The following is a 22,437-nucleotide window of genomic DNA, read 5'->3' on the forward strand; positions in this document are numbered from 1 at the left end:
AAAAACTTAATAAGCTGCTTTAATGATAAACAAAATAAAATTTTCTATTCTCTTTTTAATATTGATATTATTAAGCTGCAAGAGCGAAAGCAAGCCTACGAGAGAAGATGATATTGATACCTCTGTTTACGATATGTGGAATGCTTTTAAAGCATCTAATCCTGAGTTTAAAAACGAAAATTTACCAGATTCTGATTTTTTTCATGATAACGAAGTAGATGCAAATCGTTTAGCTAAACTCATTGTAAATAGAGAAAAAAAAGCCTCTTCTAGTCTATATAATTGGTATAAAGCGGCAAATGCAAATTTACCCCAAATAGGAACCAAACTTATTGTAACCGATTTTAATGGTAAAGCACAAGCCATAATTAAAACAACTAAAGTAGATACTATTCCTTTTGATAAAATCACTGCTGACTATGCGGAATTAGATATGGGAACTAATAATAAACCTTTAGAAAAATGGAAAGAAGCCCATTGGACGTTTTTTTCTAATACCATGAAACAAAACAACAGAACACCAGCTAAAGATATGCTTGTTGTTTGTGAATGGTTTGAAACCATATGGCCTAAAAAAGATAGTGCCATCAATTTATTGACAGACATAAATCCGGTTGCAGCAAATGGTGATATTAATGCCATCATAGAAATCCCAGCAGGTACAGTTGACAAATGGGAGTTAAATAAAACTACAGGAAACGTTGAATGGGAAATAGTAGATAATAGCCCTAGAAAGGTTAATTACATTGGATATCCTGGTAATTATGGAATGATTCCTAAAACATTATTACCAAAAAATAAAGGTGGTGATGGTGACCCTTTAGATATTTTAGTTCTTGGTCCTCCTGCAGAAAGAAATGAGATCTTAAAATGTAAAATTATAGGGATCCTCTATTTAAGCGACCGTGGAGAACAAGACGATAAATTAATCGCTGTTTCTAGTAATTCTTCTTTGTATGCAATTAACACCATTGAAGAATTGAATACAAACTATCTTGGCGTTTCGGAAATCGTGAAGTTATGGTTTGTTAATTACAAAGGTCCAGGCCAATTAGAATCTAATGGATTTGGTAATAAAGACGCTGCACTTAAAGTCTTAAATGATGCAATTACTTATTACAGCGAATAACAAAAAAAAACCTTTAAGTTGGTATTTGTTGTCTAAATTTCAATGGTGACATTTTATAATTCTCGCTAAATAACCTACAAAAGTGTGAGGTATTATTAAACCCAGATTCATAACAAATTTCGGTTATATTTTTACTTGTAGTCATCAATAAGTGTGAAGCATGCTCTAATCTTTTAGCACGCAACCAATTAGCAGGCGAGTCTTTATATTGTTTTTTAAATTCCCTTTTAAACTGCGATAAACTAAGATTAGAAAGTCGTGCTAAGTGATCTACATTTAGACTGGTGTACATATTGGTCTTAACCACATTATCTAAATTAGAATTGTTCTCTATCAAGCAATTTTTAAGAAAACTCATAAAATAGCTTCTTTCTTGTCCCGAAATAAGTAACAATAATAACTCTCTAAATTTATGTGATATCAGCTCTTTAGTTGGCGGTAAATCTGACAATTCAAAATAAGACAAAACGGAATGGACGTATGCATTCATCCATTTATCAATAAAGAATTGATAAGCACCTAGAGAGTTTATATCTAATAACTCTGAAGGCGCTATCATTTGTAAATATTCTTTAATAAAACGCTTTAAAAAATCATCTGTAAGAAAAACTAAAAGGCATTCTAGGTTTTTTCCATTACGTAATTTTTCACAAACTATAACAGATCCTTTTTTTACAAAAATAGATTCTCCAGCTTCTAATTTATAAAAATAATTAGGCGTTGCTACACTTTGATTTCCTTCAAGAACAAACATAAGCATGTTGTCTTTTATAAACAGCCGATCGCGCTCACTTGAGTCTTCTATTGAAAAATGCACAATAGCTTGATTTTCTGCTTCTAAAATTTCAAATTTGTCTGCTTTTTCAAAATATGTTATGAGCTCTTGATCTATCATTCAACATTAATTAGAAGAACCTAAATGTAGTCATAAGATTTATAAAAAACAGCAAAACAGGCTTAAATATTATATTTTTCTTGTTTATTTAATAAATAATTAAATATTTGATAATTGATTATGCTTTAGCTTCAAATAAAACATAATCAATTAGTTAGTTTCGTTCAAAATAAAAACTAAGCGTTGATACTTTGCTCTACTTCATTTAAAGTACTGCTCAATACTATATCCTTTAAAATCTCTCTATTACTAGCAACATCCATCGTTCGTATAGCATCTTTAATTCTAGGTATTACGGGTCCAGACATACTATATTTACGAAGTCCTATTGCACTTAACAAAGCCGTAGCCTTTGGGTTACTCGCTAACTCACCACAGAGACTTACATCTATTCCTTGGGCATTTGCACCAACTATTATTTTAGAAAGCGCATTTAGTACAGCGGGGTGTAAAGCACTGTAATGCTTAGATAATAACGTACTCTCTCTGTCCATTGCTAATAGGTATTGTGTAAGATCGTTTGTGCCAATACTTAAAAAATCGAGATGTTTAGCTAATTGTGGTAAAATGAAAATAACGGAAGGTACCTCAACCATAATTCCAATTCTCATATCCTTAGCGTACGCAATCTTTTCTGCATCGAGTTCCTCTCTCACTTCTTTTAGTAATGCTTTTGCTTCAATAACCTCTTCTAGCATCCCAACCATTGGAAACATAACACTTATATCATAGTCTGCTGATATTCGGCATAATGCTCTAAGTTGTGCTTTAAATATACCTGTGTTTTTAAGGCAATAGCGAATACCTCTTAAACCCAAAAATGGATTTGTCTCTTCTGGGATACCTAAATATGGAATCGGTTTATCTCCCCCTACATCTAAAGTTCTAATGGTAATAGGCAGTCCTTGCATATTATTGCAAACCTGTTTATAAATTTCATATTGTTCCTCTTCGCTTGGTGGTGTTTCTCTATTCATATACAGAAACTCAGTTCTATATAAGCCTATGCCATCTGCACCATTAGTAAAGGCAATTTGCGCTTCTTTAGGACTACTTATATTAGCGAGAATTTGAAATTCTACACCATCACTGCTCACAGCTGGAAGTTTTGCTTTTGAAAAACTTTCTTGAAATAACTTTTCTTCAATTTGCTGTTTTTCGCGTAATTCTTCGATTTTTTTAGGATGTATTTTTTCTAAATAAATAATACCCGTACTGCCATCAATACCAATGACATCTCCATCTTTAATTATGTCTATTTTATTTTCTAATCCTGTAATAGAAGGTATACCTAATGATCTTGCCAAAATAGTAGCATGCGATGTTTCTCCACCTGTTTTAGAAATGATTCCAAGTACCTTATCAGTATCTAAACTTAAGGTTTGAGCCGGACCTATATCATTAACAACTAATATTGAAGGCTCTGTAAGTGTAATTTTCATTTGCTGCGAACCAGAAATTTCATCAATTACTTTATTTCTAATCTCTACGATATCTGAAGCTCTTTCACGAAGATATTGATCAGACATACCTTTGTATTTATCTTCTAAATCAGAAAATACTCTAAACCAAGCATAAGCTGCACTAAAATGATTTTCAGTTATTAAATTTTCTACTTCACTTAATTTTTCCTTATCGTTGAGGAGTAATAGGTGAAAACCGAAAATTTCAGCGTTTTCACTCCCATAAAGATTCATCGTTTTATGCTGAATTTCTTCTGTCTCCAAAACAATTCGTTTTACTGCTTTTTTGAACTTATTTATTTCCTCGAGGCTATGATCTACAATTGTTTTATCTACAGAAATTGAGGCATTTAAAAACACTTTAGCTTTACCTATAGAAATCCCTTTAGAAGCAGGAATTCCCTCAATAAAATCATTGTTAGTAGCGCTAATCTTTAAAGGTTTTTTACGCTCTTCCTTCTTAACAACAACTTCTTTTGAATCTCCAAAATTATCTAATTCAAATTGTTTTAAAGCTTTCTCAAACTGTAAAAACTCATCTCCTACAACTTTAAAAATAAGTGTATCTCCTTGTTTTGCTCCAAGTGTACCAACTTGACTAATACTTGTTGCAGACACAAACGGCTTATTATTAACACTTACGCTAACCTTATTATTAAACTTATTGGTAATTTCTACTAGTCTAACAGCTGGTCTTGCATGAAGCCCTAAATGATTGGGGACTGTTATGTTAATTTCTTTACCATCAGTAACTATTGTTTCATCTAAACTTTCAACCTCCTCATTTTCTGCAGTACATAACAAACTTGCTTTACCTTCGATACCATTTCTTGCTTCCTTAGCAACCGCTTGTAAATTAGCCCCAACCATAGATTGTGCAGCTGCCGCAATAGCTCCTTCTACTAAAGGTGCTTCACAAAGCAATACTCGTTTCATTATTTCTTCAGGAAGCATTTCAGTTGCTAATTCGGCATTCATTACCGCACTACCAATATCCATTAAGACTAGAATACCATCTTCAGAATCTACCAATTCTATCGCTTCCATTATTTTAAAAGCATCTGTACCAATAGGACTAGATTCATCATCAAGACCGCCTGCTGCTGCGATCTTGACTTTATTTTGTGACATTTGTTCAGCTAATTCTTTAACGCCTTCAGCCAATTTTTCGCTATGCGATACAATAACAATACTTACCATATTTGTTTTTAAGGATTCTTTAATTAATGCTTTCTTTTAATGCTTTAAGAATAAGATAACTAGAGGTTGCCCCAGGATCTTGATGCCCTACACTACGCTCTCCTAAATAACTTGCTCGTCCTTTAGTTGCAAGCATATTTATAGTGGACTTCATACCCGTTTCTGCTACATTTACCGTATTTTCAAGCGCCTCATTGATAGTTAAACCCTTTTCTGTAGATGTAACTAAAGATGTTACTACAGGTTCTAAAACATCTATCATTGTTTTTTCACCTAAACTAGCTCTACCTCTAGACTTAACTCCTTTTAATCCATTTTCAAAACTAGCCTTTAAATCTTCTAAGGTTAATTCCTTATTTCCTTTGAGAACCATGCTCGCTTGTAAAAAGAATGTTCCATAAAGTGGTCCAGAAGCCCCGCCAATACTAGAAATCAAAGTCATTCCTGTACCCTTCAATAAAGCTGCGGCATCTTCACTTTGCTTTAATTCTTCAATTTTACCTATAACTTTATTGAAACCTCTTTCCATGTTAAAACCATGATCGGCATCACCTATAGCAGAATCTAGCTCGGTTAAATATTCTTTATTTTCCTGCATATATTTTGCAGTTTTTTCTAACCAGGTTATTAATTGTGATAATTTTATTGTTTCCATTATACTTATTTAATTAGTCTATATTTTATCTGAAAAAATTATTAAGCCCAATGTAAAGCAGGTGTATTTACTGTAGCATCCCAAAATTTAAGTATTTCTTCGTCTGCACGTACAAGTGTAATAGAACAGCCCTGCATATCTAATGCGGTAATATAAGACCCCACTAAATTTCTTGAAAGTTCAACATTTTTTGTCTTACAAATTTCATCTAGTTTACGATAAACACAGTACAATTCTGATAATGGCGTACTTCCTAAACCATTAACTAGGGCAATCATTTTATCTCCTGAAGCAAAAGCTTTACTAACCATTTCTTTTTCTTCCCATCCGTTGGTATTAAAATCCCATTCTCTTAATAGCCGTGAATAATCTTTATCATCAAAAATAGCATCTACTAAAATTGATGTTATTTCATCTGCTGTAGTATGTGGTATTCTTTTTCTTCCTGGTTCACCATGTATACCAACTCCTATTTCTATTTCATCTTCAGCGATGTCAAAATTTGGTTTTCCTGCTGCTGGTACAATACAAGAAGTCAGTGCCATCCCCATAGAACGTCCTCTAGAATTCACTTTTTCTGCTAGGGCCGCACATTGTTCTAAGTTATAACCTGCTTCTGCTGCTGCACCAACTATTTTCTCCATGATTACAGTTGTACCTACACCACGTCTTCCTGCTGTGTAAAGACTATCCTTTACTGCAACATCATCATCTATTAATATGTTTTGTGTTTTAATACCTTCACCATTTAGCATTTCTGCAGCCATCTCAAAATTCATGACATCACCTGTGTAATTTTTTACAAGAAATAATACACCTCCTCCATTTTCTACTTTTTTAGCACATTCGTACATTTGATCTGGTGTTGGTGAAGTAAATACTTCTCCAGGACAGGCTGCGTCTAACATACCAAAACCAACAAAACCAGCATGCATAGGCTCATGACCACTTCCGCCACCTGAAATAATAGCGACTTTACCTTTTTTTGTCTCTTCAGAACGCCAAACGTATTTAGGATCTAAGTTTATTTTAATATTAGTATGTGCTGCTGCCATACCTTCCATTTGTTCTGTTATAACGTCTTCTACTTTATTTATAAGTTTTTTCATAATATATGTTTATTTAGTTCTTTTCTGTAAGTAAAACCTTTCTTTATTGAGATAATCTCATCTTTTTTAATGAGCCTTCTACAAAATTAGAATATAGAATCCTTATAGCATTTTCTATTTAGACCATATTATGTTTTATTTGGATCGATTTTGTATATTTAACACTAAAAATAGAGATAAATTAATTATTCCTTAAATAATACAACATATAATTACGAAGTCACAAACAACAAAGGCTGTTTTGTTTAAGAATTATGATTCATAGATTTCATATAAATGAGAGAATCACTTCAATTATTTTACCTTTTTACAAGTTGTATAAAAATTTACTTTTTCAGCTTTGTGAATAACGTATTACTATGAAGAATATTAAATGATGTGTATAAAAATAGATTAACTACTAAAAGAAGATTTTGTAGTATGCAGAAATTAATTTTCAGTAAAAAAAAATTGATTTTTTATTATCTGAAACGAGATCTATTGTTGGCTTTAAAATTTAAAAAGTAATTACCTTAGTTTTTCATAAAAAAATAACCTAAGATTATTTATCACTATTATACAAACTTGGTAAACTAATTTTAAACCTTACAGCAATAATCCGGATTATGATAACCACTAATCCTGCTATTATAAATAGATAGTTCTTGTTATCGAAAAAATGTAGTAAAATAAAATAAGTAATTCCCCCTAAGATACATGCCGTTGCATAAATTTCTTCTCTAAAAATCACAGGGATTTCATTACATAAAGTATCTCTTACCACACCACCGAAACATGCTGTCATTGTGCCCATGGCAATACAAATTATAGGATGTAAACCGGCTACAAGTCCTGTTTCAATACCTACAACAGTATAAAGTCCGATACCAATTGTATCAAATAAAAATAAAGACTTAAGCAAGTAACTAATTCTATTTCTAATGATTACAGCAAAAGTTGCAGAACCAATTATAACGTATACAAATGTTATATTTCGCATCCAAGAGACAGGCTCTATACCGATCATTACATCTCGTAAAGTTCCTCCTCCAACGGCTGTAACAAAAGCAATTATTAAGACACCAAAAGGATCCATACGCTTGTTCATTGCTATTAATGCACCTGATATAGCGAAAGCTATAGTTCCTAATAAATCTACAATTTGAATAAACATTGAATATTAAATTAAGTGTTGATACGGGCTAGATTTTTCATTAAAATCTATCTCTTTAAAATGACCTTACAATTACATATTTTGAGTATAATAATTATAATCTTTTATCACCTTAGATACAAACGTTATAGGTTTTTCTTCTGTTTCAATAGACATTACTTTCAGTAAACGATGGTGTAAATTCACTATAATATTATGATTTCCTTTCCTAATTGCATCATCGTACAAATTTTTAATTGTTTGCATATCCTGATCATTAAACATGGTAACTTGGCTATAAGTTGGGGCATAATCTAAAGGAATATCTTTTAAAAGCGTATCCTTTATTGTTAAACGTTGTTTTTCACTAATTACTGTTGTACCCGCAGCGATATCACCTAAACGTTGTCCATTTCCTTTTAATAAAATTGTAAATGTAGCAACACCACCAGAGGTTAAAACAACATCCACAATTCTTAAAATCCAACGAACAAAATAACTTGAAAAACTGGGTTTAGAGCCATCAATTTTTACAACTCTGGTTTTCATTAATGTTTTCCCTACTGTTTGCCCATTCAAAAATGTTTCAAGCAAAACATAATATAAAAAAGCAGGTAAAGACACCAATAAATAAATAGCCCACATTTCTCCCATATCCATATTTAAAGTTGTTAGCAATAACATAACACCAATTGTATATAGCAAAATAATTGCGCTATCTATAAGATAACCAAGCATTCTGTCGCCAATACTAGCTACATTTTGATTGATCCCTACATTTTGAGCTGTTTCTATTTGAAATTCGTCCATATTTTCTTTACTTTGAAAGCCTAAAAAGGGATCATAATGCGCGAAGCCGCTTTTGTAAAGCAAAATAAAGATAAATGGTTAGAATTTGAAAACATTCTTACAAATAAAACACAATTAGATCCCGATTTACTTTCAGATCTTTACATTGAAGTTACTGACCATTTAAGCTACGCAAAAACGTTTTACACAAATAGTAATACAGAGCGTTACCTTAATCAGTTAGCATCTAATGCTCATCAATCTATTTACAAAACAAAAAAGGAACCCAAAAACAGGTTGTTTTCATTTTTTAAAACCGAGTTTCCAACACTATTTTATCAACATCATCGCGAACTACTTATTACATTTCTAACATTTGCTTTCTTCGTCTTTATTGGCGCATACTCTACTGCTACTGATGTAGATTTTGTAAGATCCTTTGGTTTAAATGATGCTTATGTAAACATGACTTTGGAAAACATTGAAAAAGGCGATCCAATGGCTGTATATAAAGAACAAGGGGAATTTGATATGTTTCTAGGCATAACGCTTAACAACATAAAAGTAGCCTTATTTGCTTTTGGTTACGGTATTTTGTTTGGTGTAGGCTCACTGTATTTTATGATGCAAAACGGTATTATGCTTGGCGGTTTTCAGTACTTTTTTTATGAACAAGGTTTGTTATGGGAATCTGCACGTACCATTTGGATTCATGGTACAATTGAAATTTCTGTAATTATTATAGCCGGTTGTGCTGGATTAGTAATGGGGAACGGCATGCTATTTACAGGAACCTTGCCAAGGCTTGAAGCTTTTAAGCGTGGTGTTATAAATGGTTTAAAAATTCTAATGAGTACCATTCCATTTTTTATTATCGCAGGATTTTTAGAAGGTTTTGTTACCAGACATACCGAAATGCCAGATTGGCTGGCTATACTAATTATAATAAGTTCTTTAGCTTTAATCTTATTTTACTACGTAATTTACCCAATTCAATTACACAGAAAATTAAAAAAAACATTAATAACAAAAAACATCATAGAACTCAACCTTAACCCAACCAACCACAAATGAACAAATCTTATATAGAATTCCGTAAGCAACGAGATTTTAGCGCTATACTTACAGATACATTTGGCTTTATTAGAAATGAATTTAAACCGTTTATAAAAACAATCTTTAATATTGCGGGTCCGGCAATTATTGTTTTTATGCTTTCGCTTGCGGCTTATAACTATGTTGCCGGTGATCTCTTAAATATTACTCGATTTGATGAATCTAGCTTAAACTCTAATAATATTTTTATTACCATTATAACGGTAATAATCTATTTAATTTCGGCAATTGCGGCCTATATTCTTACCGCGGCTACAGTACTTTTTTATATAAAATCTTATGTAGATAATAAAGGGACTATAGATCCTATAGAAATAAAAAAGAATGTGCATCAATCCTTTTGGTCATTTTTTGGACTTAGTTTTTTAAAGGGAATGACTCTACTTATAGCAACAATGCTTTGTGTGCTTCCTGTATTTTATGCCATGGTTCCAATGGCTATTGTATTTAGTGTTTATGTTTTTGAACCAAAACGTTCTACTACAGATGCTTTTAGTGAGAGTTTTAAATTAGCAAATGCTGATTTCTGGACGGCTTTTGGTGTTTTTCTTATTCTGGGAGTTATTTATTACATTATAAGCTTAGTGTTTTCAATCCCTTCAATCATTTATGCATTAATTAGTACTGGTATTTTTTCAGGAGAAATTGATCCTGCAAATCTTAATAATATGTCTTCCGATCCAATAGTTATCTTTCTCAATGTATTTAATACTTTCTTTCAATTTTTATTAAATACTATTTTAATGGTCGCCGGTGCTGTTATTTATTTTCATTTACATGAAATAACAAACTTTACAGGTACATACGATCGTATTAGCGAAATAGGTAAAACTGAAGAATAAATGCAGGCATTAAAATGGCTACTTTTTTGTTTTTGTTTTGTGCAATTTTCTATAGCACAACAAACGCTGCATGCTGAAAAATTAGATGATACTATCCTAAAAAAACAAAGCATTAGTGAAGATCATTTAAAACCCTATAAATCAGATAAAGACTTTAATTATAAAGAGGTCGTCGCCGAAGAGAATTTCTTAGATAAAGCTTATCGATGGTTTCAAAATTTGTTGAGAAAATTTTGGGAAGCCATTTTTGGTGTTGGCACAGCATCGGGTTTTTTATATTTTGTTTTCAGTGTTCTACCTTATTTATTATTAGCCTTTTTGATCTTTTTATTAGTACGTTTTTTCTTAAAAGTAAATTCTCATAATCTTATCACAAAAGCTAAAAAGCAAGGCTCTATCTTATTTACAGAGGAAGAACAAATTATTAAGAACGAAGACATTCCTGGATTAATACAAGATGCCATTAATCAAAACAATTACAGATTGGCTATTCGTTATTATTATCTATTAGCTTTAAAACAACTTACAGAAAGCGATAATATCTCTTGGAAACCACAAAAAACCAATGAAGATTATATTAATGAAATTAATAAAGCTTATTTAAAATCTGAATTTAAAAATATTACTAGAATATATGATTATGTTTGGTATGGCGAGTTTAACATCGATGCCGTAAAGTTTGAAACACTTAGACTTCCCTTTGAGCAACTTAATAATACAATTAATAAACATTGAGTAAAAAAGGTAAAATATATATCATCCTTGTAGCATTTACACTTTTAGCTATTGTTGTTCTAGAAATGAACAAACCGAAGGCTATTAATTGGTTTCCGTCCTATGCTACACATCATAAAATACCATTAGGTTCTTATGTTTTTAATGAGCAATTAAAACGTATAAGTCATGATATTACAACTGTAGACCGACCACCTTTTGAGTATTTACAAAATGATAGTATCCATGGAACTTATCTATTTTACAATGGTGGAATTTCATTTGGGAAGCAAGAGTTAAACAGTCTATTAGATTGGGTAAGCAAAGGAAATACACTCGTTGTATCTGCTGTAGATTTTGAAGAACAATTACTAGACACCTTAAATCTAAGCACAAAAAGCATCAACACCTTTGAAAATTTTAATAACGAATATCAAGTCAGTCTTGTAAACCCAATGTTAGATAATACTAAATCTTATAAATACGACAGACCAAACACATTTCATTATTTTAATAAAATAGATACTTTAAAAACTTCTATTATAGGCTTTATTGATGCCTATAGGGGTAAAAACAAACCTATCGAAGACTCGTTAATCAGCAGTGTTAAACAACCTTTTGGAAAAGGTGAAATATTACTAAACACATTTCCACAGGCTTATACAAATTACTTCATACTTCAACCACCAAATCAAGATTACACAGCAGGGCTTTTATCTTATTTAGATACCACTAAACCCATTTATATAGACACCTATTACAAAACAGGAAAGACATTTTACACCTCACCAATGTATTTATTTTTAAATACAAAATCATTGAAGTGGGCTTATTATATGATATTAATAGGTGCTTTAATCTATATTATTTTTGAAGGAAAACGTAAACAACGGGCCATACCAATTGTAAAACCCTTACAAAACCACACTGTCGATTTCACAAGAACGATTGCAAATATGTATTATGAAAGCGGAAAGCACAAGGATATTTCCGAACATAAAACACATCATTTCTTAGAGTATATTAGAAACACTTTACACCTTACAACGTCAGAAATAAACCCTAGTTTTATAGATAATCTGGCAGCAAGAAGTAATAACACAATAGAAGATACACAAACCTTATTTAAGGTTATTGAAACAATAAACCAGAAAACGGAAATTAATTCTATAGAATTAGAACGTTTAAATACCTTGATAGAACAATTTAAATCCAACAATCAATGGAAGAAGAACAAAACAATATAGAGCAAGATAACTTAAGCTTTAATAATAGAATTCAGTTAGAGGACTTAAAAAATGCTGTTGAAAGCATTAAAGCCGAGTTAAGAAAAGTTATTATTGGACAAGATAATTTTGTGGAATTGCTCATCGTAGCCTTATTAGCCGATGGACATGTTTTAATTGAAGGAGTTCCAGGAATTGCAAAAACCGTAACCGCTAAACTCTTTGCTAAAGTTTTAAAAACGAATTTTAGTCGAATTCAATTTACACCAGATTTAATGCCTAGTGATGTTTTAGGAACTTCAATTTTAAACATGAAGTCTTCTGAATTCGAATTTAAAAAAGGACCAATATTTTCTAACATTGTATTAATAGATGAGATCAACAGAGCACCTGCCAAAACACAAGCTGCTTTATTTGAAACCATGGAAGAACGGCAAGCAACTATTGATGGTACAACTTACAAGTTTGATAACCCATTTATGGTTTTAGCAACACAAAACCCTATTGAGCAAGAAGGAACTTACGCTTTACCAGAAGCGCAATTAGACCGTTTTATCTTTAAAATAAAAGTAGACTACCCGAGTTTAGAAGATGAAATTAAGATAATTACATCGCATCACGAACGTAAAGGACAAAAACCTCAAGCGTTAATTAATGCAATACTCGATACAGCTTCACTAGAAGATTACAAGAGTAAAACACAAGAAATTCTCGTCGAAGAAAAAATCATTAAATATATTGCTGAAATTGTCTCAAAAACTAGAAATCATCCACACTTATATCTTGGTGGTTCTCCAAGAGCATCAATTGCCATTTTAAATACAACTAAAGCTTTTGCTGCAATTAACGGACGTGATTTTGTAATTCCTGAAGATGTAAAAAAAGCGTTAAACCCAGTACTAAATCACCGTATTATTTTAACACCAGAACGTGAAATGGAAGGCATGACCACTGAAAATGTTATTGAAATGATTGTGCAATCCGTTGAAGTTCCTAGATAATCCCAGTAAGCAGTAAGCAGTAAGCAGTAAGCAGTAAGCAGTAAGCAGTAAGCAAATATGAATTTTTTAAAATCATTATACATACACAAACAACTCTATATTTATATAGCAGTGGCTTCTGTGTGTTTTCTTTTGTCTTATTGGTTTTCTATTTTCTATCCCATTGCATGGATTACTACAATTATAATAGCTGTCTTATTATTGATAGATTTGATGTTACTCTACAAGTCTTCAGATGCAATAAATGCAAGACGAATATTACCAGATAAGTTTTCTAACAGTGATAACAATTTGGTTCCAATTGCCATTACTAATAAATATAGTTTTAAAACTTTTATTGATGTTATAGATGAATTACCTGTACAATTTCAAAAGCGAGATTTTACCTACAAGACCTCTTTAGGTCCTAATGAAAATCACGATTTCGATTATTTAGTAAGGCCTGTAGATCGTGGTGAATATTATTTTGGATACCTCAATGTGTTTGTATCCTCTGTTCTTAAGATTGTAAAACGAAGGTATCAGTTTCATAATCAGCAAATGGTTATGGTTTACCCATCTATCATTCAAATGCAGAAATATGATTTTTTAGCCGTAAGCAATGCTTTAACTGAATTTGGCCTAAAAAAGATTAGAAAAATCGGGAATACTTCAGAATTCGAACAAATAAAAGAATACGTTAATGGCGACGATTTTAGAACTGTAAATTGGAAAGCAACTGCCAAGCGTGGTCAATTGATGGTGAATCAGTTTCAAGATGAAAAATCCCAACCCATCTACTCTATCATTGATACAGGAAGAATAATGAAAATGCCATTTAACGGATTAAAACTGTTAGATTATGCCATTAATTCTACATTAGCCTTTAGTAATGTTGCCCTAAAAAAACATGATAAAGTTGGTATGCTTTCTTTTTCAAAAAAGATTGAAAACTTTCTACCTGCCATTCAAAAATTAACCTATCTCAACCGTATTCTCGAGGCTTTATATAATATTGATACACAATTTACAGATAGCGATTTTGGTTTACTTTACGCACAGCTAAAACGAAAAGTAACACATCGTAGCTTAATTATATTGTATACTAATTTTGAACACATCAGCGCTTTAAAACGTCAGTTACCATACCTACAAGCCATTTCTAAAAAACACATGCTTGTTGTAGTACTGTTTAAAAACACAGAATTAGACACCATTATTAATGAGAAGGCAGAAGATTTACAATCTATTTATCATAAAACTATTGCTGAAAAATTTGCTTTTGAAAAACGATTAATGGTCAAAGAGCTTCAAAAACACGGTATTCAATCTATCTTAACAGCTCCAGAAAATTTAACCATAAATACCATTAACAAGTACTTAGAGATTAAAGCTCGTGGTCTTTTGTAAATACAATTCCGCATACTAGTCCTGGCTTCTAGTTTCTTGCGAAAAAACACAACTCATCCAAATAAAATTACAGTTTGGTATTTTTAATCGTTTAAGCTTGTTTATTTATAAGATATTTGAATTATCAATAAAAACAAACAGTATTACACCAACTTTAAAAGCATCAACATTATGAAAAAATTAATTTTATCATTGACAATTGCACTAGCTTCATTCTTAGGATTTTCTCAAGACTCAGGTGTATCAATCACAGTGATTGTAGACAACGTGACAAATAACAAAGGCAAGGTTTCCATGGCTCTACATACCGCAGATACATTTATGAAAAGTAAAGGTATTATGAGTACTGAGACTGATATTAAGGACGGAAAAGTAACTTTAACTTTTAAAAACGTACAAGCTGGACAATACGCCATAATGGTCTTGCACGATGAGAACAATAATAAAAAAATGGATTATATGGAAAATGGGATGCCTTTAGAATCTTACGGAATGTCTAACAATGCAATGACTATGGGACCACCTCAATATGATGATGCTAAGTTTGAAGTAGAAAATGAAGATTTAACATTACACATCCGCTTCTAGCTTTATCTTAATAATATTTTAAACTAAAAAAGACTGCTCTTCAGCAGTCTTTTTTTTATCTATGTATTTAATCTTAGACTGTTTCGCCTAACCAAGCTTTCATCATCCAAACTGTTTTTTCTTGTTCAGTAATAAAATCACTCATCATTGAATTTGTACCTTCATCGTTAGCATCCCCTGCAAACTCTAAAATAGCACGTTCCATTTTCAATAATTCACTTAGGGATTCTACAATTAATTCTACAGCCTTATCATCCTTAGAAATATTTTTTCCTACAGGAACTTTAGCTGCTTTGGTATAATCTTCAAAAGTATGTAATGGAGTTGCACCTAACGTTAAAATACGCTCTGCAATCTCATCTACTTTTAAATTGGCATCTGTATATAATTCTTCAAATTTAACGTGTAAATCAAAAAATGCACGTCCTCTGATATTCCAATGTATTCCTCTTAAATTTTGATAATACAATTGAAAATTTGCTAGTAGCTGATTTAAATCGTCAGCTAATACTTTCGTTTTCTTGGTATCTAAACCTATGCTATTTAATGTCATAATATCTGTTTTTTATTATCTCAAATTTACGGATTTTTAGGCCAAAAATATCATAGTAGTAATGAATACTTTTTATACTTTTATAGTCTAAATTAATAGTTATGACGATTACGCAACTGAAATACGCTTTAGCCATTGCAGAACATAAGAATTTCACTAAAGCAGCAGAAAAATGTTTTGTTACGCAACCAACCTTAAGTACTCAGATTCAGAAGTTAGAAGATGAATTAGATATTATTATTTTTGATCGAGGTAAGAAACCAATTGAACTCACTGAAGTTGGTAGAAAAATTGTTTATCAGGCTAGAAATATAGTAAATGAAGCAGATAGAATTCAAGATATTGTAGATCAACAAAAAGGATTTATTGGAGGTGAATTTAGATTAGGAATTATACCTACCGTTATGCCTACACTGTTGCCAATGTTTTTAAAGAATTTCATTAAAAAATATCCGAAAGTTAAATTAAAGATTGAAGAGCTAACAACCGATGAAATATTAATTCGTATTAGCGATGGTCACCTAGATGCAGCAATTGCAGCTACCCCTTTAGAAAGTGATAATATTAAAGAGCGTGTACTATACTACGAGCCTTTTGTAGCCTATATACCAGATAATCATAGATTAAAAGACAAGAAAACTATTGAAACCTCTGATTTAAGTATTGATGATATGTTGCTCTTAGAAGATGGTCATTGTTTTAGAGATGGTGTAATTAATCTTTGCAAAACGTTTAAGGACCAAGCTGACGAAACATTTCAACTTGAAAGTGGAAGTATTGAAACCCTTATAAAGCTATCTAATGAAGGGATGGGAATGACACTTTTACCTTATTTACATACTTTAGATATAAAAGAAAAATTGAGTCCTCACTTAAGATTCTTTGCAGAACCATCACCGGCAAGAGAAGTGAGTATCATTTATCATAAAAGTGAATTAAAAATGCAGATCATTGATGCCATGCACGATGTGATTTCTGGAATTATACGTGGAGCAATTGCTTTTCAAAATGTAGAAATTATCAGTCCAAAAGCTAAATAACAAATTCTATTAAATAAGAACTCATAAAAAAAGCGACTCAATATTGAATCGCTTTTTTTATTATGCTTTCAAATAAATCATACATTGATTTAATTCTGGATTTTGATGGATTAAGGACTCAATAAATATTCTAAGTTCCTCTAGTTCATGCGGTAATAATCGTCTCGCAGCTTTTTGCACTTCTTTGCAAAATAATGTCGCATCAAAACTCACTTTATTGAGTACAGTTTTAGTGTACTCATACATTGCTCGCGCCATAAGTATTTTAAGTTTTTAGGTTAACAAAGGTAATTTTAATCTATACGCTATGGTTTCAATATCTGATTTTAAAGATAGTATTTTTTTTGAACTCAAGTTTATTAAACACAAAAGTTTAACAGCTTATTATGTTAAAAACTGGAAGTAATTCCTCGAAAAAAACAGTAACAAACCGCTACAAAAAACCAAACACAAACACCTAAAAAATAGATTATTAAGTTAATTAAAACCGATTATCCCCATCTAACAAATTACCTAAACCACCAAGGACGCTACCCTCTCCTTTAGACTTACCACCATTAGGTATAGATGCTAATACACGACCAGCTAACCTACTAAAAGGTAGGGATTGTATATAAACTTTTCCTGGTCCTTGTAGCTTTGCAAAGAATAAACCTTCGCCTCCAAATATCGAGTTTTTAATTCCACCTATAAATTCAATATCATAATCAATACCTTGTGTAAACCCAATAATACAACCTGTATCTACGCGTAAGATTTCGCCAGCCGCTAATGTTTTTACTGCTGTAGTTCCTCCTGCATGTACAAAAGCCATACCGTCACCCTCTAATTTTTGCATAATAAAGCCTTCACCGCCAAAAAGTCCACGACCTAATTTTTTAGAAAACTCAATACCTATACTAACACCCTTTGCTGCGCATAAAAATGCATCCTTTTGGCAAATAAATTTACCACCATATTCTGTTAAATCAATTGATATAATTTTTCCTGGATAAGGTGAAGCAAAAGAGACGTTACGTTTACCTGTAAGATTATTATAAAAAGCCGTCATAAACAAGCTTTCACCGGTAAGGATTCGCTTCCCGGCACCTAATATTTTACCTAGAAACCCAGTGTCTTTTTGAGAACCATCTCCAAAAATTGTATCCATTTTAATGCCATCATCCATCATCATAAAACTCCCAGATTCGGCAATAACGCCTTCTTGAGGATCTAATTCTATTTCTACATATTGCATTTCTTCTCCGTAAATACGGTAATCTATTTCGTGTGATGTCATGATAAAATATTTAGTTGTTTAAATATAAGTTGATGAAATTGATAATTTGTTACAATTTATTTTGAACCTTCTGCTTATTATTTATTTATCATTTTAAGATTTAACCTTGAGTGTCCACTGAAAATTAAAAGAAGAAACTTCTATACCTTCTTCATTTATGCCATTAGAGTTAAGCCATACAGTCTGACCTTCCCCAGATGCTATCGTTTTCTTTATAGCTTCATTTATTTTTTCTCCTTCGTTACATGTAAATGTAATAACGCCTGTGGCTTTTTTAGTAAATGTGGCATTATTACTCGCAACTAACATCGATATCTTTTTATCACTTTCTTTAATTTTTCTCATAACTAAAGCTCCTGTTGTTAACTCAGCTGCCATGCCTTGTACAGCCCAAAACATAGACCTGAACGGATTTTGGTTTACCCAACGGTGTTTTACAGTAACAATGCATGTTGTGTTATTTAATATTTTGGTTCTTACACCTGTAAAATACGCTGCAGGCAGTTTTATCATTAAAAATTTATTGAGCTTAGATGGTGATATATTCATAGAGATTTATTTTTATCTCATTAAAAAAGAGATACTATTTATATTAATTTTCACTAAAATAAGTGAAAATGATAGACTTAACTAATGTTAAATAAATGTTAATATTAAGTACTATGTGTAACATACTACCTTTTTAAAGACATATATTTGTATAAGCAACTATTATATACTTTATAAAATGATTGATAACCATCACAAAAACTTAGCGACATTTATTCATTTGTCTACCTTTTCGAGATTTGTAATTCCTTTTGGAAACTTTATTGGACCTATCGTTTTATGGGCAGCCAATAAAAACAAATCAGAATTTGTGGATCAACATGGTAAGCAAGCTATTAATTTTCAAATCAGTGTTTTGCTCTACGCTATTATATTAGGAACGTTGAGTGTACCGCTTTTTATTTTTAAAATATTAAGCGGATTAGATGTTATTGACTTTAATGGATTTCAGAATTTCAATATTAATGTTGGTGAGCCTTCTGCTCTACTGTACGTTGGTGGTGGATTAGGTGTCATAGCCATTATTGCCTTTATAGTAGAATTAGCACTCATTGTCAAAGCGAGTTTATCAGCTAGAGATGGAAATGATTTTAAGTATCCATTTACCATCAATTTTTTAAAATAATCAATCCTGAATTTATTCAGAACATCATATTTCATCAATAATCAAATCAATCAAAAAATGAACAGTTTAATTAAAATTAAAAGACTTAAACTAATGTGCAATCCACATAAAGTCTTAACACATAACAGACAACATATATGAAAATAGAAAACACAAAAGCACAAATGCGTAAAGGTGTTTTAGAGTATTGCATATTATCTATACTCGCCGATGAAGATGCTTATGTTGCCGAAATTTTAGGCACACTAAAAGACGCTAAAATGCTTGTAGTTGAAGGTACAATATACCCCCTACTAACAAGATTAAAAAACGCAGGATTACTTAACTACCGCTGGGAAGAATCTACCTCTGGACCACCAAGAAAATACTACGGACTTACTGATACGGGAAAACTATTTCTTACCGAATTAGATACCACTTGGAGTGAATTACAAAATGCCGTTAATCTAGTTACCAACACTAAAACACCAAAAAAATGAATAAAACAGTCAACATAAATTTAGCAGGGATTTTCTTCCATATAGATGAAGATGCTTACCTCAAATTATCACGCTATCTTGAGGCTATTAAACGTTCATTTACAGACTCTCAAGGTCAATCTGAGATCATTTCTGATATTGAAGCAAGAATTGCTGAATTATTTTCGGAGCGCATTCAAAATCAAAAACAAGTTGTAGGTCTTAAGTTGGTAGACGACGTTATTGCCATTATGGGACAGCCTGAAGATTACTTAGTAGATGACGAAATATTTGAAGACGAACCTCAACAACAATCCAAAAGAAAAACGACTGCGACACGACGTTTTTTTAGAGATACAGATAACTCTTATATTGGTGGAGTCGCTGCTGGTATTGGTCATTATTTTGGATTAGATGCGTTATGGATTCGTCTTCTGTGGGTGATTTTATTTTTTAGTTTTGGTACAGGTATACTATTATATATTATACTTTGGGCATTAATCCCTGAAGCTAAAACAACGGCTGAAAAGCTTACCATGACCGGAGATGCAGTAAACATTAGTAACATTGAAAAAAAAATTAAAGACGGTATTGATACCGTTTCTGAAAATTTAAAAAATGTAGATTTAAAAAAACATGGAGATAAAATAAAAGAAGGTTTTGATCAGGTCTCTGAAACCGTGAAGGGTGTCGATTTTCAAAAGCAAAGCAGTAAGTTAAAGTCGAGCTCACAATCCTTTTTTGAAACGATAGGAAACATTATTATGTTTTTCTTTAAAGTGATTGCTAAATTTATTGGAATCTTACTAATCTTTATTGGTCTTAGTTGTATTATAGGTTTTATAATCGCTTTTTTTACAATAGGTATAACAAACGCTGTCCATTTTCCTGGATTAGATTTTATAAATGCTTCTAACGCCGCAAATATTCCTATTTGGTTAATGTCTTTATTATTGTTTTTTGCCATTGCAATTCCTTTCTTTTTTATATTCTATCTAGGATTGAAGATTTTAGTTAACAACTTAAAATCAATTGGAAACATTGCTAAATTCACATTATTAGGAATTTGGACTATGGCTATAGTAGGACTCGTTGTTGTTGGTATACGCCAGGCAACAGAGCAAGCCTATGATGCAAATATTGTACAATTTGATGATAGTTTGAATATTAAATCGGGTGATACCTTAAAGATAAAAATGATAAGCCACGATAGCTATAATAAACATTTACAAAGCAATTATTATAATTACAGAATAAGCCCTAAGGATAATAACAGTAGTATTATATCTGCAAGAGACATTAGACTTACAATAAAATCTACTACAGATTCTTTAGCCCATTTAAAAGTGAGTGCATTTGCTAGCGGTAGCAATTATGAATTAGCAAGAAAACGTGCTGAAAATATTAATTACAATTTTAAAACTGTTGGCAATGAACTAAGATTAGACTCTTATTTAATTACAGAGGCATCTAATAAATTTAGTGACCAACATATAGAAATTACTTTGTATTTGCCTGAAGGAACTGTTTTCAGTCCAGATAACTATGCTTCACGTTTTACAAGACAATATAATTCACCTAATAATTTATTAAAGCGTGAAATGCAAAACAACTATTTCAAAATAGTTGAAGATGATGTGGAATGTTTAGATTGTATAAAAGAATCTAAAATTGAAGATGCAGAAACTGTTGAAGAAAAAATGATAGACACTGATACAGAGTTGTCAAATATTAATAAGACGACTAAGGAAACATCCGAAATTAGTATTAAAATTAATGACGAAGATGGGGTTAAAATAGAAGTTAATGACAATTGAGAATTAACTTTTAACAACTCATCAAATTAAAATATATAAAAAAGTTTAATCGACTTAAATTTATTAAACAAACCATTCATCAATCAAAAAACCAACAGAAAACATGACTACATTAACTAGAATTATCGCAACCAGTATTATTAGTGCACTTTTATTATCTTGTAATTTCACAACTGGTGTAGAAGGCAATGGCAATGTTGTAAAAGCAAACCGCACTATTAACCAAAACATTAACGAGATTAAAATAAGTAATGGCTTAGATCTTTACATTACACAATCTAATAACCAAGCGTTGTCTATTGAAACTGACGAAAACCTCCAAAATCTTATTATAACAGAAGTTGTTGATGGTACTTTAAATATCTATACTAGCGAAAATATCGGAAGAGCAACTTTAAAAAAAGTGATGCTAGATATTAAAACAATTTCAAAGATTACAGCCACTAGTGGTAGTGATGTTTTTAGTAATAACACTGTTAAAGTTTCTAACTTAGAGCTAAACAGCACAAGCGGCGCTGATATAAAATTAAATGTATTAACCGAATCTCTAAGTTGTAATTCTACTAGTGGAAGTGATATAGATGTAAGTGGGTCTACTATGAAATTAGTTGCATCTGCTACAAGTGGTAGTGATATTGATGCTTCTCAATTAATTGCAGAAATAGCAGACGTTAGTGTAACTAGCGGTGCAGATATAAACGTTAACACCACTAAAATATTAACAGCCCAAGCAACAAGTGGTGGTGACGTTAAATACTTAGGAAACCCTGAAACAATTAATAAATCCGATAATTCAGCTGGAAGTATAAAACGATATTAAAATATTCATCAATCAATCAATCAATCAATCAATCAATTCTGAAACATC

23 protein-coding genes are annotated in these 22,437 nt (G+C 31.5%); 13 read left to right on the forward strand and 10 right to left on the reverse strand.

The window, feature by feature from the left end; genetic code table 11:
• The first annotated feature begins 22 nt into the window (after window positions 1-22).
• Window positions 23-1,129 carry an inorganic diphosphatase gene (locus HM985_RS17285; protein WP_246284991.1) on the forward strand — a complete coding sequence of 369 codons (1,107 nt, stop codon included), beginning with the start codon at window positions 23-25 and terminating at the stop codon, window positions 1,127-1,129.
• 13 nt (window positions 1,130-1,142) lie between these two features.
• Here HM985_RS17285 and HM985_RS09990 read toward each other — a convergent pair whose 3' ends face one another.
• The 6 genes from HM985_RS09990 to HM985_RS10015 form a co-directional block, all read right to left on the reverse strand.
• Window positions 1,143-2,024 (reverse strand): helix-turn-helix domain-containing protein, encoded by an 882-nt coding sequence (locus HM985_RS09990; RefSeq protein WP_179376116.1) that lies wholly within the window; start codon window positions 2,022-2,024, stop codon window positions 1,143-1,145.
• A gap of 176 nt (window positions 2,025-2,200) precedes the next feature.
• Window positions 2,201-4,687 carry a phosphoenolpyruvate--protein phosphotransferase gene (gene ptsP / locus HM985_RS09995; RefSeq protein ID WP_179376117.1) on the reverse strand — a complete coding sequence of 829 codons (2,487 nt, stop codon included), beginning with the start codon at window positions 4,685-4,687 and terminating at the stop codon, window positions 2,201-2,203.
• Window positions 4,688-4,706: 19 nt separating this feature from the next.
• Window positions 4,707-5,342, reverse strand: a complete 636-nt coding sequence (gene dhaL, locus HM985_RS10000; protein ID WP_179376118.1) for a dihydroxyacetone kinase subunit DhaL — start codon at window positions 5,340-5,342, stop codon at window positions 4,707-4,709.
• Window positions 5,343-5,383: 41 nt separating this feature from the next.
• Window positions 5,384-6,451: a dihydroxyacetone kinase subunit DhaK gene (gene dhaK, locus HM985_RS10005; protein WP_179376119.1), complete on the reverse strand. Its 1,068-nt coding sequence runs from the start codon at window positions 6,449-6,451 to the stop codon at window positions 5,384-5,386.
• Window positions 6,452-6,992: 541 nt separating this feature from the next.
• Window positions 6,993-7,604, reverse strand: a complete 612-nt coding sequence (locus HM985_RS10010; protein WP_179376120.1) for a trimeric intracellular cation channel family protein — start codon at window positions 7,602-7,604, stop codon at window positions 6,993-6,995.
• A gap of 72 nt (window positions 7,605-7,676) precedes the next feature.
• Window positions 7,677-8,393: an RDD family protein gene (locus HM985_RS10015; protein WP_179376121.1), complete on the reverse strand. Its 717-nt coding sequence runs from the start codon at window positions 8,391-8,393 to the stop codon at window positions 7,677-7,679.
• Between the two features lie 36 nt (window positions 8,394-8,429).
• Here HM985_RS10015 and HM985_RS10020 point away from each other — a divergent pair, with 36 nt between their 5' ends.
• From HM985_RS10020 to HM985_RS10050, 7 genes are all read left to right on the forward strand, one after another.
• Window positions 8,430-9,446: a stage II sporulation protein M gene (locus HM985_RS10020; RefSeq protein WP_179376122.1), complete on the forward strand. Its 1,017-nt coding sequence runs from the start codon at window positions 8,430-8,432 to the stop codon at window positions 9,444-9,446.
• Window positions 9,443-10,330 carry a hypothetical protein gene (locus tag HM985_RS10025; protein ID WP_179376123.1) on the forward strand — a complete coding sequence of 296 codons (888 nt, stop codon included), beginning with the start codon at window positions 9,443-9,445 and terminating at the stop codon, window positions 10,328-10,330. Before HM985_RS10020 ends, HM985_RS10025 begins: the two co-directional genes overlap by 4 nt.
• The gene (locus HM985_RS10030; protein ID WP_179376124.1) at window positions 10,331-11,065 is read left to right on the forward strand and encodes a DUF4129 domain-containing protein; all 735 of its coding nucleotides are present in this window, start codon (window positions 10,331-10,333) and stop codon (window positions 11,063-11,065) included.
• Entirely contained in the window at window positions 11,062-12,291 is a 1,230-nt protein-coding gene (locus HM985_RS10035) for a DUF4350 domain-containing protein (protein ID WP_179376125.1), read from the forward strand. Before HM985_RS10030 ends, HM985_RS10035 begins: the two co-directional genes overlap by 4 nt.
• Window positions 12,267-13,271 (forward strand): AAA family ATPase, encoded by a 1,005-nt coding sequence (locus tag HM985_RS10040; RefSeq protein WP_179376126.1) that lies wholly within the window; start codon window positions 12,267-12,269, stop codon window positions 13,269-13,271. Before HM985_RS10035 ends, HM985_RS10040 begins: the two co-directional genes overlap by 25 nt.
• A gap of 57 nt (window positions 13,272-13,328) precedes the next feature.
• Window positions 13,329-14,660, forward strand: coding sequence for a DUF58 domain-containing protein (locus HM985_RS10045; RefSeq protein WP_179376127.1), 1,332 nt, complete (start codon window positions 13,329-13,331; stop codon window positions 14,658-14,660).
• A gap of 171 nt (window positions 14,661-14,831) precedes the next feature.
• Entirely contained in the window at window positions 14,832-15,248 is a 417-nt protein-coding gene (locus tag HM985_RS10050) for a DUF2141 domain-containing protein (protein ID WP_179376128.1), read from the forward strand.
• Window positions 15,249-15,321: 73 nt separating this feature from the next.
• On the opposite strand, the gene HM985_RS10055 is transcribed toward HM985_RS10050, so the two are convergent.
• A complete protein-coding gene (locus HM985_RS10055; RefSeq protein WP_179376129.1) occupies window positions 15,322-15,801 on the reverse strand; it encodes a Dps family protein in 480 nt (159 codons plus the stop codon).
• Window positions 15,802-15,902: 101 nt separating this feature from the next.
• Here HM985_RS10055 and HM985_RS10060 point away from each other — a divergent pair, with 101 nt between their 5' ends.
• On the forward strand, window positions 15,903-16,841 hold the full coding sequence (locus HM985_RS10060; protein WP_179376130.1) for a LysR substrate-binding domain-containing protein: 939 nt from the start codon (window positions 15,903-15,905) through the stop codon (window positions 16,839-16,841).
• A gap of 60 nt (window positions 16,842-16,901) precedes the next feature.
• Here the strand turns inward: HM985_RS10060 and HM985_RS10065 are convergent, their stop codons facing one another.
• The 3 genes from HM985_RS10065 to HM985_RS10075 all read right to left on the reverse strand — a co-directional run bounded on the left by HM985_RS10065 (window position 16,902) and on the right by HM985_RS10075 (window position 18,669).
• On the reverse strand, window positions 16,902-17,099 hold the full coding sequence (locus tag HM985_RS10065; protein ID WP_179376131.1) for a hypothetical protein: 198 nt from the start codon (window positions 17,097-17,099) through the stop codon (window positions 16,902-16,904).
• 223 nt (window positions 17,100-17,322) lie between these two features.
• Window positions 17,323-18,120: a TIGR00266 family protein gene (locus tag HM985_RS10070; RefSeq protein ID WP_179376132.1), complete on the reverse strand. Its 798-nt coding sequence runs from the start codon at window positions 18,118-18,120 to the stop codon at window positions 17,323-17,325.
• Between the two features lie 93 nt (window positions 18,121-18,213).
• Window positions 18,214-18,669, reverse strand: coding sequence for a DUF4442 domain-containing protein (locus HM985_RS10075; protein WP_179376133.1), 456 nt, complete (start codon window positions 18,667-18,669; stop codon window positions 18,214-18,216).
• Between the two features lie 178 nt (window positions 18,670-18,847).
• Between HM985_RS10075 and HM985_RS10080 the strand changes: the two genes are divergently transcribed.
• The 4 genes from HM985_RS10080 to HM985_RS10095 all read left to right on the forward strand — a co-directional run bounded on the left by HM985_RS10080 (window position 18,848) and on the right by HM985_RS10095 (window position 22,389).
• Window positions 18,848-19,294, forward strand: coding sequence for a DUF4870 domain-containing protein (locus tag HM985_RS10080; protein ID WP_179376134.1), 447 nt, complete (start codon window positions 18,848-18,850; stop codon window positions 19,292-19,294).
• A gap of 137 nt (window positions 19,295-19,431) precedes the next feature.
• Window positions 19,432-19,773: a PadR family transcriptional regulator gene (locus HM985_RS10085; RefSeq protein ID WP_179376135.1), complete on the forward strand. Its 342-nt coding sequence runs from the start codon at window positions 19,432-19,434 to the stop codon at window positions 19,771-19,773.
• Window positions 19,770-21,569 carry a PspC domain-containing protein gene (locus HM985_RS10090; RefSeq protein ID WP_179376136.1) on the forward strand — a complete coding sequence of 600 codons (1,800 nt, stop codon included), beginning with the start codon at window positions 19,770-19,772 and terminating at the stop codon, window positions 21,567-21,569. Before HM985_RS10085 ends, HM985_RS10090 begins: the two co-directional genes overlap by 4 nt.
• Window positions 21,570-21,672: 103 nt before the next feature.
• Window positions 21,673-22,389 carry a head GIN domain-containing protein gene (locus HM985_RS10095; protein WP_179376137.1) on the forward strand — a complete coding sequence of 239 codons (717 nt, stop codon included), beginning with the start codon at window positions 21,673-21,675 and terminating at the stop codon, window positions 22,387-22,389.
• Window positions 22,390-22,437 lie beyond the last annotated feature (48 nt).

Origin of the sequence: Winogradskyella wichelsiae (assembly GCF_013403925.1) — a bacterium.
Taxonomy (GTDB): Bacteria; Bacteroidota; Bacteroidia; order Flavobacteriales; family Flavobacteriaceae; genus Winogradskyella; species Winogradskyella wichelsiae.